This window comes from Rhodanobacter sp. ANJX3, assembly GCF_014200755.1.
Lineage (GTDB): Bacteria > Pseudomonadota > Gammaproteobacteria > Xanthomonadales > Rhodanobacteraceae > Rhodanobacter.
In genome coordinates, this window is record NZ_JACHCM010000001.1 from 421361 (window position 1) to 434299 (window position 12939).

Consider the following 12939-nt stretch of genomic DNA (forward strand, 5'->3'; position numbering starts at 1 on the left):
AACCCACTGCGGAGTACTACATGCGTTTTTCCAGCACACTTTTGTTCAGCTGCGTGCTTGCGCTGACGTCCGTCACCGCTATGGCCGCCGACATGGCGCCGATCAAACCGGTCGACAAGGTCGACCTTCAGCGCTTCATGGGGCCGTGGTACGTGATCGCGTCGATCCCTTCGACGCTAGAGAAAAAGGCCTTCAACGCCGTCGAAACCTACACGCTGGCGCCGAACGGCCACATCGATACGGTGTTCCGCTATCGCAATAGCGCATTCACCAACCCGATAAAGACGATCAAGTCCACCGGCTTCGTGACGCCCAACACCCACAACGCCGTATGGGGCGTGCAGATCGTCTGGCCGATCAAGGCGCAGTACGTCATTGCGTACCTCGACGACAATTACAGCGAGACGATCATCGCGCGCGACAAGCGCGACTATGTGTGGATCATGGCGCGCACGCCGACCATCCCGCAGGCGGACTACGATGCGATGGTGGCCCGCGTGACCGCGATGGGTTACAAGGTTTCCGATATCCGCAAGGTGCCGCAGCAGTGGCCCGAAGTGGTCGGCAGCGACGCCGGAGGTCACTGAATCCTCGCTGCGTTCGTCTTAATATCGCAACGAGTCGGCCATCCATATCACCGGAGTATGCGCATTGCTCGGCACGGCTTCATTACATAACCATCCGGCAGTCAACACGCCACTGGCCGACTTTATCGGCACGCATGAACGGTTGTTTGTGCTGACAGGCGCCGGCTGCAGCACGGACTCGGGCATCCCCGACTATCGAGACGCCAACGGCGAATGGAAACGCACGCCACCGGTAACGTATCAAGCGTTCGTCGGCAGCTACGCAACGCGGCAACGCTACTGGGCGCGCAACCTGGTCGGCTGGCGACGCTTCGGCACGGCGAATCCGAACGATACGCATCGCGCGCTCGCCACGCTCGAGCAGCAAGGCAAGCTGGTTTTGCTATTGACCCAGAACGTGGACCGGCTGCACCAGGCCGCCGGCAGCCGCGAGGTGATCGACCTGCACGGACGCATGGACGTGATCCGTTGCCTCCGCTGCGAACGACGCGAGCCCCGCGGTGGCGAATTCCAGACCGAACTGCTGCGGCTCAATCCCGACTGGGCCCATATCGATGCGTTGGATGCGCCCGACGGCGACGCGGACGTGCCGATGCAGGATTTTTCCGGTTTCAACGTGCCCGATTGCCTTCACTGCGGCGGTATGTTGAAGCCTGATGTGGTGTTCTTCGGCGAAAACGTACCGCGCGATCGCGTCGACTTGGCCATGCAAGCCTTGGACAGGGCGGACGCCATGCTGATCGTCGGCTCGTCGCTGATGGTGTATTCGGGCTATCGTTTCGCGCATGCTGCGGCGAAGGCTGGCAAGCCCATCGCTGCCGTCAATCAGGGCCGCACGCGGGCCGATTCCTTGCTCACCCTGAAGGTCGATGCATCCTGCGCGCAGGCGCTGTCGTTTCTTTAGTCGAGCCTAGCGACGGGCCCTGAAAAACTGGCGCAGCAGCGTGGCCGATTCCTCCGCCAACAGACCACCGCCGACATCGACGCGATGATTGTGCTTCTCCGACACCAGCGTATCGAACACGCTGCCGGCGGCACCCGTCTTGGGATCGGCCGCGCCGTAGACCACTCGCCCTACCCGCGCATGAATCATCGCCATGGCGCACATCGAGCAAGGCTCCAAGGTTACGTAAAGCGTGGCGCCAGACAGTCGGTGATTGGCGAGCTTTTCGCCGGCAGCGCGCAGCGCCTGAATTTCCGCATGCGCCGTGGGATCGTGCAAGGTGATATTGCGATTCCAGCCCAGTCCCACGATATCGCCGTCAAGCACCAGTACGGCACCTACCGGCACCTCGTTTTCGGCATCGCGCGCGTGCTCGGCCAGCTGCAACGCACGACGCATGTGGAGCATGTCGTCGACGCTGAACGCGGCAATCGGGTCGACGGCAATGACATCTTCATTCATGAGAGTGGTCAATCGCTGATGGATGACGCACCTGGAGCGAGGCAGTACTTACACTGACACGTTGAAGTGCGGGATATCTCCAGACGCCTTGACGATTTTCGCCAACCGCCGCCGGAAAGGCGAAGTCCCCGTCCGTACCCGTTGTCCAAGATCGTTAGCCAGCAGTTTACCGTGACTCTCACTCGCAAAGGAGCCTCCTCCGCCGGCCAGTCCACGCGGCGCGACGATGGCGATCGGATTTCCATCGGCATCGACGAATGTCAGCCTGCCGATGTTTGTATGGGCGGCCCGAAACGGTGAAAGCACGCCCATACGACGTCGATTGCAATCCCGCGTATACCGCTAGGATAGCCGCCGTTCCGGACGGCGTCCGCAATGTCCTCGATGGTGCCATTCCTGACCGAGGCGGCGAGCGACCGCCTCGAACAGGTCACCTCACGCCGGCAATGCAACAGGGCTGACGCTGAGCCTGCCAGTGGCGATCTTTTCGCGAACGCGAGTGCCCTCGACCTGACCGACCTCGACCTGAAAGATTCCAATGGCGTCCCTCAGACTCCTCGCCTGCCCGGCCATCGACTGCGCCGCGGCGGCGCTCTCTTCGACAAGCGCCGCGTTCCGCTGGGTGACCGCATCCATCTGACTCACCGCCACGTTGACCTGTTCGATGCCGGCGCCTTGTTCTCTGGATGCCGCTGCGACTTCGCCGATGAGGCTCGTTAGATGCTTGACGGCCCCGACGATCTCATCCATGGTCGCGCCGGCCAGGGAGACTTGCTCCGAACCGTGCGCCACGCGTTCGACGGATTGGCTCACCAGCTCTTTGATTTCTCGGGCGGCAGTAGCGCTGCGCTGCGCGAGCGAACGGACTTCAGTGGCCACGACCGCAAATCCGCGCCCCTGTTCACCCGCCCGGGCGGCCTCCACCGCGGCGTTCAACGCAAGAATGTTGGTCTGGAATGAAATGCCTTCGATCTCACCGATGATTTCGGCGACCTTGTCCGAGCTCTGCGAGATCTCCTGCATGGTGGCCGTGACCTGACCCATGACCTGACCGCCGCGGGCTGCCACATCGCAGGCGCTGACCGCCAGCGAATTGGCCTGGCTCGCATTTCCCGTATTCTGCCGCACGGTTGCGCTCAGTTCCTCCATGCTGGCCGCCGTTTCCTCCAGCGATGCCGCCTGCTCTTCGGTGCGTTGCGAGAGATCGGTGTTTCCCTGGGCAATCTGTCCCGCCGTCACGGTGATCGCTTCGCTGGAAAACTGGATTTCACGCACGATCGTGTTCAGTTGAATACGCATTGCCTCGAGCGATGCCATCAGGCTGGTGGCGTTGCCGCGCGTCAGCGGTATGGCGGCGACCAGGTTGCCACTGGCAATTTCGCTTGCCGCCGCAGCGGCCACATCCGGTTCACCGCCGAGCGCGCGCACGATCGAGCGGGTGATCCAGGTGCCCAGTCCTGCCGACAAAAGGACGGTCATCAACGCAGCCAACGACAGGCACCACTTGGTCGAAGTGCTTAACTCTACGACCAGATCCGAGCGACTTGCCAACAGGGTTTCTTCTGCGTTGTTGAACTCCGTCGCCAGCGCCCGGTAGGCATCCATGGCCTGCTTGTCGTGACCTTCCTTGAAATAATCGATCAGGCTTTGAGTAGTGGTTGAGCCCGTCGACACACCTTTGCGCATGTCGATCAGCTTCTGATCCACTTGCTCGATTGCAGTGTGAAACTCCCTGAGTTTCGCAAGACGTTGCTGTTGCGCCACATTGTCGGCGGTAAGCGCCTTGACGTCGTCGAAGGAAATATCGAACTGGCGTTTGCCGGCATTGTAGGGTTCGAGAAAACGCTCTTCGCCCGAGGCGACATAGTCGCGAATGCCCGTCTCCATGTTGACCATCTGGGTCAGCATGTTGTCGCTGTGCCTGAGTACCTTGTAGCTGTGTACATTCCAGTCGTTGGCCTGGTTCAACTTGGCAAAGTTGACTACCGATATCCCGCCTCCCACCAAGGCCACGATAACCACCATGCCGAAGGCTCCAGCAAGCCGCGCTGGGCTACCGTGAATTTTGCGGATTTCATCAATTTCCCCTGTATTAGGTAACTTGTCTGAGACGCGATATCGCCCCCGCCGGCGACCATCTGCATCAACAGGTATCGCATCGACAATGAGGCTTCGGTCGGCCTGGTTGAACGCGTCCGTTCATGCTGCCTCCATCGTTGCTTTGGGCTGAGCGAAAGACGCATGTGCGCCACTTTCCCAGTGAATCCCGAGATCATCGCCTGCTAGGGAAATATTGGTTGAAGTACCTGTTTCAGGCAAAGAGCCGCTCCAACCTATCGACGACCACAGCGCCAGGTGAGCTCGAGTCTAGCTCTCTGTAGACCGCCTATCCGTGCTGCGCTCAACCATGCTTTCGGCAGGCTCATTCAAAACTTGAGCGAGTATTTCCCCGCTACCCTCAAGCAACCGATGGATACGCGATGCCTGGTCGCAGGCGAGTGCCGAGCTCGTAAACGGCCAACGACTTTCGCTGCTACATGGCGCCCTTGTGCATGCGCGTGCAAATCAGCTCGGTCGCCTTCGCCTATCGAGAAATGTGATTATTCATCGAACCCAGAAGCATAAGTCCGATAAAACTCGTCGTGAAAAGCGCTTTTAAGCGAGAGGAAACAATCTCATTTCGCAGCCTTCTGACTCATTCAACGAATGCTGCGGCATTCATAGTTCAGCTTGAACCGGGCTGGCATAGTGGGACAAATCGCCATGTTCGCAGCGGCGAACGAACATGAGCGCGTCCCCAATAGGGCCGCGCTCCGCAAGGACGGCGTCACGGATTTCCTGGTCGAGCCACAGCCCCCGCCAAAACATTTCCGCCTCGCATTGATACGCCACATGCAGCAATGAGAGGGCTCCCGCCAAGTGGGCTCTACGTTGAAGACGTGGATTTTTTGGATGATGAAAAACGATGTACCTCTCCATGATGATGGCGCGCTGAGTCGCCATGTGAGCCAACGGATCATCGCCATCGGGAAGATGGCTCAAATAAAGCAGAAGAGCACACCACTGCATCAGTCGATCGTTTCCCACGAGCAGCAATGCATCGTCGACCGATTCGAATCGCGAAGTCCGCCTTGACGGAGTGGCCCCGCTGGCAGCGAGCCGCAGCAGTTGCGCCAATAACGCCGGGATGCGCAGCAGCGCAGCGGCGACATGCCGGTATGGCGCATCCTCCAACAGCATCTGCATAATCTCGAGTACGGCGCCCACGGTAGGAGGGATCGCTTTCGAACTAAGCACCTCCGGACGACTGAAGTAATAACCTTGGAACAGCGAAGCCCCGGCATCCAAGGCAAGATGGAAGTCCTGCCAAACCTCTACCTTTTCAGCGAGAACGAGCACCCCAGCTTGTTTGAACACGCGACACAATGCGGCCCGCTCGCTCGGAACCGTGTACTTCCAGTCGACTTTGACAATGTCGACAGCCGAAAGCATTCGCTCCACGTCCGGGGTATAGGCGGTTACGTCGTCCAACGCGATCCTGAAACCCTCCTCACGCAGACGATTGCATACGCAATGGAGTTCGGGGCCAAGCGCACTTGTTTCCATCACCTCAAGCACAAAGCGCTCCGGCGGAAGTAATTTCAAAGCTGGCGAGTAAAAAAATTCATCCGGGCAATTGAGAAAACAATCTTTCCCGTTTAGCACATCGCCAAGACCCAACTCGCCGAGCGACGCCCCAATGACGGCCATCGTGCTTATGACACCGTCCGTGATACGAGCATCGTTCTGAGAGCTGTTACGAAAAAGAAGCTCATAGGCCACCAGCCGACCACCGGCATCCAGAATCGGCTGTCTACCGACGTACTGCTCGGGACAGCCTGACTTTTCTATCTGCATGTTTCTTCTCGCATGCCGGTGCATGGTGCATGGGCTCTGGACATCTTCAATTGCCGCGCTGATGCCTATGTCGGCAGAGCAAGCACGAACTTTAATTTTTGCCAGATAGAAACCCTGGCACGATCTAGCCAAGTCGATACCATCGCGCCAATGAAACATATGCCTATGAAATACAATAGGTTATTCATTTACACGACGACAGACTGCCTCTTTCGAATTTCGAATTTTCCATCTTTATCTGAAAATTCTACATATTTACCGAATTCAGACGTACGATCTGCCGACCTCCGCCAACCGAGATGCCTTATGGACGATCCCATCCTCACCACCGGTGAAGCGGCGCTTTTACTGGGCGTTTCGATTCGTACAGTCCAAACCTGGATCGAGCAGGACGTTATCGACTCGTGGAAGACACCAGGCGGACACCGACGAGTGAGGCGAAGTGCGGTGCTTGCCTTGCGCGAGCGATTGATCGCACGCAACGACGAAGCCGTCATCCCGCTACTCGTCCTGACGGATGGAGAATCGGGATTGCAGCCCATGGAATTATTGAGGCTTGTTCCAAATGCCCGTATTACGACATGCGGCGATGCGCTGTCGTTTCTTATCGAAGCGGGTCATCAAAAGCCGGACGTTCTCATCATTGAAATCGCGCACTCTGATTGGGGTCGCCTGGCCATGCTCAGGCGGATACTCCAATCGCGCCCACTCGCGCATGCGCGGATCGTCCTTATAACGACTATGCACCTGGAACAAATCAAGATCGACGTGGGAGACCATCCTCGAATGCAAGTCCTGCCCCCTACTCACAGCCAGGAACAACTACTGGAGGCGATATCGTTGCCGCCACAAAGGCAAGAAACAGGATTGCTCACGTACCCTGTTCCTACTAATGAGGAGAGCCGTCTGCGCGCATTGGAAAAGTCTCACGTCTTGACCCGCGGTGAGCAGCATGAACTCAATGACATTGTCATTGCCGCCGCCGAATTACTTCAGATGCCGATCGCTCTTGTCACCATTCTCTCATCCGATCGGCAGTGGTTCAAAGCACGTCACGGCCTGACTGTCACTGACACACCGAGAGCTTGGGCATTTTGCAATTACACGATCATGCAAAATGGCATCTTCGTTCTCGAAGATGCCATTTTGGATCAACGCTTCAGCAGCAATCCGCTGGTCACGGAAGAACCTTCGATACGTTTTTATGCGGGGATTGCCATACGCGACGCCGATGGATATCCGCTAGGGGCGCTTTGCGTTCTCGACCGACATCCGCGTTCGATAGCCTCCGAACAGCAAGACAAGCTCGTCGCACTTGCCAGACTCGCATCGGAAAAGATCGACCAATACGCATACCAATCATAACGACACAAATATCGAAAAAAATGCTACCCATCGCCTAAGCTGACCAGAGCCATCCATCCGATGGATAACGCGCCGAAAAATCTTATTTGTTCAGGGTCCATATCCACGCTATTCGTGCCAGCTCACACCACATGACTTGATCATCCCAATATGTTCCGCGGCACGATCCAGCCGCGCTATCGCCTGAAAGCGGATACGCATATTCGACAACTCGCGACGCTTTTCGCTCGTATAGTTCTACAAAGCCCATCGGGTGAGCTGTTATCGGATCGCCGGCCAATGCTCCCACACGACGAGAAGCATACTTACCCAAAGAGGCCTCAGCGACCCCGCAGCCTCTGCACCGGCCGCCCGAATGGCAGCGCAAGCTTGCGGCCTATCATCGCCATTCGTTCCTATCGAACGAACCATCGCCTCCACTTAAACTCAAGCGCTTCAACCAGTGCTGGCGAGAGGCTTATCCGCTTCGTTCTGTGATGAGGGCTCAACTTATGGACTCAGCAAGCCGTCGCCGTTTCATGGCGACAACCCTTCGTGCGCTAGCGTGCATCCCAGTCGCAGGCATTCGCCTGTCGGTTGCTGGCGCGCCCTTCGTGCCGCTGCGCCAGCTGGCCGCCAAAAAAGGCATCCAGTTCGGCTTTGCGCTCGACCCGGCAAAGCTGAATACCGACGCGACCTATCGCGATGTCGTCGCTCGTCAGGCAGGTATCGTGGTGCCCGAGAACGCGCTGAAGTGGCAGTCGGTCCACCCCGAGCCGGAACGCTACGACTTTGCGCCGGCCGATGCCATTGCCGACTTTGCGCAGGCCCACGGTCAGCGCATGCGTGGACATACGTTTTGCTGGCATCGGGCGTTGCCCGACTGGGTTTACCGGACTGTCACGCCGGCCAATGCCGAAGCGGTGCTGACCGCCCACATTCGCACAGTCGCCGGTCGTTACCGAGGCCGGGTCAGCTCATGGGATGTCGTCAACGAAGCCATTCAGCTGAAGGACGGTCAACCCGATGGCCTGCGTAATGCGTTCTGGTATCAGATGCTCGGACCACGCTATCTCGACACGGCATTCCGAGCCGCACACCAGGCCGATCCCGACGCGATGCTTTGCTATAACGATTACGGCCTGGAAAACGACACGCCCGACGGGGAAAGCAAGCGTGCTGCCGTACTCACGATGTTGGCGGGATTCAAGAAACGCGGTGTGCCCGTGCACGCGCTAGGTATCCAGTCCCATCTGCGCGCTGGCGAGACACACAGCTTCGGACCCGGGCTTTCGCGCTTCATCTGGGCCATACGGGATCTCGGGCTGTCCGTTTATGTGACGGAGTTGGACGTTGACGACAGTCGTCTCTCCGGCTCGACGGCCGCTCGCGATGCGATCGTCGCCGAGACCTACAAACGTTACCTCGACCTGATTCTTGCCACGCGTTCCGTGTCGACGATTATCACCTTGGGGGTTTTGGATACGCCACACCGCACTGGTGCTACGGCCACCAGCGGCCCTCTCGCGGAACGACCGCTCACGTTCGGCCCCGACGGCGAGATAAAACCGGCAAGCTGGGTCGTCGAACACTGTTTTGAGCGGGCACCTGCGCATGGCGGCAATTGACTGCCGAACAGCGGCCGGCATACCGAAGAACTAAAAGCCTGTTCACGATCTCCTCGTGCCGCGTGCCGCGTGCCTCGCGCCGCGCCGGGAGCGGTTGGCGCGCAGGCCAAGGAAGAACGACGATGCACCGCATCGATCGACATTAATCCTCGGGGAACCCGATGTCGCTACTCGCATGCATCGTGCTCTCGGCGCGTTTGGCTGCGGCCGCCGCGAAATTCAATGACGCATCCAACGCCGATGCCATTCAACCGATCGCGCTGGCCATTCCCCCTCCACTTCGCTTGATACGATAAGAAGCTTCGTCTGCTGAACGCAGTAAGTCGTCGAGATTCTTTCCAGCTGTCGGCAGGCTGTAGCCAAGACTGGCACCGATTTCCACGATTTGTTCCGAGAGCGCGAAGGGTTCGGAGAGAGTCGATATGATCCGGCGCGCCAGGGCGTTTGCTTCGCTTTCATGACGCACATCGCATTGGAGTACGACGAACTCATCGCCGCCCACTCTGGCCACCGTGGCATTTTCCGGAGCGATCGCAAGAAGGCGTTGAGCGACGCAAATCAAGATACCGTCGCCCCCGGCGTGCCCGTAGCGATCGTTGACGGCCTTGAAGCCGTCCAGATCCAGGCAATGAACGGCAACGTTTCCTCGATGAAAAGCGGCGTCACGAAACGCCTCCCGCAAGCCGAGTCGATTGGCCAAGCCAGTCAACGGGTCATTATGAGCGAGCGCGGCCATGTCCAGCCGGGTAGTGATATGCCGCACGGCAGTGCGATGGACATGCCTTACGGTTTCAAAGCCGCCGAGTAAGAAGATAGTGAATATCACCGCGATAATTTTGTGCGGCAAATCGTTCCACGATGCGGCAGCGACAATGCCCGGACCGGCCGCGAGAATCAATGCGAGGATAGCCATCCGAGGACGGATGGCTATCCGTGCGACGATGCCCGCGCAATAACCGAAAAGTAGTCCCGTCGCCAACAAGTGCAACTGGACGTCAGACCGGCGAAAAATCACAAACGTAGCCATGCCGACCGATAACGCGACCAAGGTGGTCGCTGCGTAATGCGAGGCTTCCCAACGCCGCGCTTCGCGAATACACATGTCATCACGAACGCCACGCCGCAATTGCACGAGTATCAACAGAATCTTGGCGACCGAGGCCAATCCGCCGATGCTAGCTGCAAGCAAGAGCATGGAACTTTTGCTCGATAGCCACGCGAACAAATCCACACCGATCGTGGTCACTCCCATGATGGTGGTCGGGACAAGAGTCTGCGATAAATCGGCAACCAGTGTCTTGTAGACATCTTCCGGTTCACGCCGGAACAATGTCTCAGCGCGCCAGGTCACTGCGACTCCCTTTAGCCTGCGCGACAAGGAATCGAAAAACCGATCGTGCCTATCGGCCATAAAGCCTTCCAAACGTTTCGTCAACTGTGGCTATTGCCTGGAGGCGCCGCACGCCATATAGGCGGCCGATAAAAAGCAGGGGAAGTTACCTTCCACGCCATCTTCGACGGCAGACGGCGGGCACCCGCAAGAGATGGTTCAGATCGTTACCGCCGCAGTATAAATGCCGATCGACGCGACATGCTTATCGGACATCGCTTGATGACCATCCTCGCCTGCGAGGGTATGCAGAATCATCAGGCCACCACACTGCGCACGAAAAATGCGGGCAGCAGGGCTGCCTGCCCGTCGAGTGCGGGAGAGCTGGACATCAAGCCTCTGCATAACGCTAGATATCCAGCTCACAAACGCGTGCGGCAACGATCGAGCGATGCCGACATTACGGCTTCTTATCGTCGGCAAGACGACTGCATGTATCGGACTTCGTTTGTTTCGAAATCCCGCGCATTGATCGATTTCAGCGTCATGCAGTTCGCCATGCCGACCTGTCCTGGCTGCCGCACGATGTTTCAGTCCTACTCGAACAGCCGCACGGGCACCCCGGAATATGGGCAAATCCGGCGGTTCATTTGTCTTATCCGAGCACGCGGTTGACGTTTTCAGCATCGGCAGACCTCAACATCTGCCGGATCTTGTCGGCAAGCTGTTCCCTGCTGTAAGGCTTGCTCAGCAGTTCCACGCCCGGATCCAGACGGCCGCCGTGAGCGATCACGTCGCGCGTGTAGCCGGACGTAAAGAGCACCTTCAGGCGCGGCAGGATAGTGACCGACTGCGCGACCGTATCGGGACTGCGAAGTGGGCCCGGCATGACGACATCCGTCAGTAGAAGATCGACGTGGATGCCGCTTCGAACGAGCTCCAGTGCCTGTGCGGCGCTATCTGCCTTCAATACCTTGTAGCCAAGGCTCGACAAGGTATCGACGACGGTCGACTGCACCTTCAGGTCGTCTTCCACGACGAGAACGGTTTCCATCCCGCCGAGCGATCTGACACTGGCTTCCACTGCATCCGGAGGCATGGCGACGACGGGTTCAGTGAAGCGCGGGAGATAGATCCTGACGGTCGTGCCGTCACCCGGCTCGCTGGAGACACGGATGTGTCCCCCGCTCTGCTTCACGAAAACGTACGCCATTCTCAAACCCAGCCCGTGCCCGCGCCTTCCGGCTTCGTCGTGAAAAACGGTTCGAATACGCGCTCGGCCACTTCGGGTGGCATGCCGGTGCCCGTGTCGGTCATGGCCAGCATGACGTATTGCCCTGCGGGTACGTCGGGCATACCGGTCACATGGCGATCATCGAGCACCGCGTTCGCCAGCTCCAGGGTCAGCCTTCCGCCGAACGGCATCGCGTCGCGCGCGTTGATCGCCGGATTCAGGACGAAGTTCGCGAATTGGTCGACATCGACGCATGTGCTCCACAGCTTTTCCGCCACGACGGTTTGTATCTCGACGGCTTTCCCCCAGCGCGCGCCGAAGAATATCTTCCATGCCTGCAATAGCGGGGACCAGATCGATCACGACCGGTCGCAACGGCTGTCGGCGCCCAAACGCGAGGAGCTGCGCAGCGAGCTTTGCCCCACGCTCCACCGCATCCATGGCCCTACCGAGCCGCTCACGGGTCCAAACGTCGCCAGAGTGACGGTTTTCGAGCAGCTCCAGGTTTCCGCGCAACATCGGTAGAAGAATGTTGAAGTCATGGGCGACACCGCCGGTCAGTTTGCCGATGGCCTCCATCTTTTACGACTGAACCAAGGCCGTTCTCGTTTCTTCCAGAAGGCGGTTCGACTCCCTGCGCTCGGTGATGTCCCGCGTGATCTTGGCAAAGTCCACAATCGTACCGTCGTCGCCACGTATCGCATTGATGACGACCTGCGCCCAGAAGTGCGTACCGTCTTTTCTGACGCGCCATCCCTCGGCGTCGAAGCGCCCATCGCGCGCTGCTGCTTCCAAAGCGCGCTGAGGCAACCCGGCAGCGACATCCTCGGGCGTGTAAAAGCGCGAAAAATGCGAACCGATGATTTCCTGCGCCGCGTAGCCCTTGATCCGCTGGGCACCCAAATTCCAGTTCGTGACCGCCTCGTCCGGCGAGAGCATGAAAATCGCATAGTCGGTCACGCCATCGACCAGCATGCGGAATCTGCGCTCGCTTTCAAGCACCGCATCGTGCGCGCGCTTGCTGTCGATCATGTCCCGCACAATCCTCGCGAAGCCGTCGATCTGGCCGTCTTGCGCATACAAAGCGGTAAGAAGTTCGCTGGCCCAAAACACCGTGCCGTCCTTGCGCACCCGCCACCCTTCCGTATCGTGGCGGCCGACCTGCCTAGCCCGCTCCAGTCCTGTCGCGGGTAAGCCTCTGTGTCGGTCACCTTCCGTGTAGAAGTCCCCTATCGGTTGTCCGATGACTTCGTCGGGTCGGTATCCGTGGATAACTTCTCCCCCGGATTCCACGTAAGCACCCGGCCCTCCAACGAGATGGCGCTGATCGAATAGTCGGTGATCGATGCCGCCCACTTGCCCAACCAATCCGTGGGCGGGATGGCCGAGGAATGTTCTTGGCGCATGTCGTGATTTTCCGTATGTCGATCCTCGGATTGTCTTGATCGGGATGGTACAACGACGCTATTCGCAGGGCGTTTTTGCCCGCATCCCGGCGTCATCGCTCGGTAGTG

At 58.7% G+C, this 12939-nt stretch carries 11 protein-coding genes and 2 pseudogenes; 5 read left to right on the plus strand and 8 right to left on the minus strand.

Going from position 1 to position 12939, the window contains the following annotated elements; genetic code table 11:
- Positions 1-20 precede the first annotated feature (20 nt).
- Both HDE76_RS01685 and HDE76_RS01690 read left to right on the plus strand, forming a co-directional pair.
- The gene (locus tag HDE76_RS01685; RefSeq protein ID WP_184505047.1) at positions 21-587 is read left to right on the plus strand and encodes a lipocalin family protein; all 567 of its coding nucleotides are present in this window, start codon (positions 21-23) and stop codon (positions 585-587) included.
- A 64-nt stretch (positions 588-651) separates the two neighbouring features.
- Positions 652-1491: an NAD-dependent protein deacetylase gene (locus HDE76_RS01690; RefSeq protein ID WP_184505049.1), complete on the plus strand. Its 840-nt coding sequence runs from the start codon at positions 652-654 to the stop codon at positions 1489-1491.
- Between the two features lie 6 nt (positions 1492-1497).
- Here the strand turns inward: HDE76_RS01690 and tadA are convergent, their stop codons facing one another.
- The 4 genes and pseudogenes from tadA to HDE76_RS01705 form a co-directional block, all read right to left on the minus strand.
- Positions 1498-1938: a tRNA adenosine(34) deaminase TadA gene (tadA, locus tag HDE76_RS01695; RefSeq protein WP_218861947.1), complete on the minus strand. Its 441-nt coding sequence runs from the start codon at positions 1936-1938 to the stop codon at positions 1498-1500.
- 489 nt (positions 1939-2427) lie between these two features.
- Positions 2428-3282: pseudogene (locus tag HDE76_RS01700) on the minus strand (methyl-accepting chemotaxis protein); the annotation flags it as partial.
- Positions 3283-3540: 258 nt separating this feature from the next.
- Positions 3541-4017: pseudogene (locus tag HDE76_RS20655) on the minus strand (CHASE3 domain-containing protein); the annotation flags it as partial.
- A gap of 693 nt (positions 4018-4710) precedes the next feature.
- Complete coding sequence (locus tag HDE76_RS01705) at positions 4711-5889, minus strand: EAL domain-containing protein (protein ID WP_179476606.1); 1179 nt, start codon at positions 5887-5889, stop codon at positions 4711-4713.
- A 306-nt stretch (positions 5890-6195) separates the two neighbouring features.
- On the opposite strand from HDE76_RS01705, the gene HDE76_RS01710 reads away from it, so the two are divergent.
- Together HDE76_RS01710 and HDE76_RS01715 are read left to right on the plus strand one after the other, a co-directional pair.
- Entirely contained in the window at positions 6196-7254 is a 1059-nt protein-coding gene (locus tag HDE76_RS01710; RefSeq protein WP_184505053.1) for a helix-turn-helix domain-containing protein, read from the plus strand.
- A 518-nt stretch (positions 7255-7772) separates the two neighbouring features.
- Complete coding sequence (locus HDE76_RS01715) at positions 7773-8861, plus strand: endo-1,4-beta-xylanase (RefSeq protein ID WP_221262244.1); 1089 nt, start codon at positions 7773-7775, stop codon at positions 8859-8861.
- A 247-nt stretch (positions 8862-9108) separates the two neighbouring features.
- Here HDE76_RS01715 and HDE76_RS20915 read toward each other — a convergent pair whose 3' ends face one another.
- Positions 9109-10212 (minus strand): GGDEF domain-containing protein, encoded by a 1104-nt coding sequence (locus HDE76_RS20915; protein WP_184505057.1) that lies wholly within the window; start codon positions 10210-10212, stop codon positions 9109-9111.
- Between the two features lie 261 nt (positions 10213-10473).
- Between HDE76_RS20915 and HDE76_RS01725 the strand changes: the two genes are divergently transcribed.
- Positions 10474-10866 carry a hypothetical protein gene (locus HDE76_RS01725; RefSeq protein WP_184505059.1) on the plus strand — a complete coding sequence of 131 codons (393 nt, stop codon included), beginning with the start codon at positions 10474-10476 and terminating at the stop codon, positions 10864-10866.
- Here HDE76_RS01725 and HDE76_RS20515 read toward each other — a convergent pair.
- The 3 genes from HDE76_RS20515 to HDE76_RS20525 form a co-directional block, all read right to left on the minus strand.
- The gene (locus HDE76_RS20515; protein WP_221262295.1) at positions 10847-11404 is read right to left on the minus strand and encodes a response regulator; all 558 of its coding nucleotides are present in this window, start codon (positions 11402-11404) and stop codon (positions 10847-10849) included. The two genes, HDE76_RS01725 and HDE76_RS20515, sit on opposite strands and share 20 nt — an antisense overlap.
- 2 nt (positions 11405-11406) lie before the next feature.
- Complete coding sequence (locus tag HDE76_RS20520; protein WP_221262246.1) at positions 11407-11766, minus strand: ATP-binding protein; 360 nt, start codon at positions 11764-11766, stop codon at positions 11407-11409.
- Between the two features lie 241 nt (positions 11767-12007).
- Positions 12008-12781, minus strand: a complete 774-nt coding sequence (locus tag HDE76_RS20525) for a PAS domain-containing protein (RefSeq protein ID WP_221262249.1) — start codon at positions 12779-12781, stop codon at positions 12008-12010.
- Positions 12782-12939 lie beyond the last annotated feature (158 nt).

Excerpts from the sequence above, each read along its gene's own strand:
- HDE76_RS01685 (WP_184505047.1), top strand. The coding sequence starts at position 21 with ATGCGTTTTTCCAGCACACTTTTGTTCAGCTGCGTGCTTGCGCTGACG.
- tadA (WP_218861947.1), bottom strand. The coding sequence starts at position 1,938 with ATGCTCCACATGCGTCGTGCGTTGCAGCTGGCCGAGCACGCGCGCGAT.
- HDE76_RS01705 (WP_179476606.1), bottom strand. The coding sequence starts at position 5,889 with ATGCAGATAGAAAAGTCAGGCTGTCCCGAGCAGTACGTCGGTAGACAG.
- HDE76_RS01710 (WP_184505053.1), top strand. The coding sequence starts at position 6,196 with ATGGACGATCCCATCCTCACCACCGGTGAAGCGGCGCTTTTACTGGGC.
- HDE76_RS01715 (WP_221262244.1), top strand. The coding sequence starts at position 7,773 with ATGGCGACAACCCTTCGTGCGCTAGCGTGCATCCCAGTCGCAGGCATT.
- HDE76_RS01725 (WP_184505059.1), top strand. The coding sequence starts at position 10,474 with ATGACCATCCTCGCCTGCGAGGGTATGCAGAATCATCAGGCCACCACA.
- HDE76_RS20515 (WP_221262295.1), bottom strand. The coding sequence starts at position 11,404 with ATGGCGTACGTTTTCGTGAAGCAGAGCGGGGGACACATCCGTGTCTCC.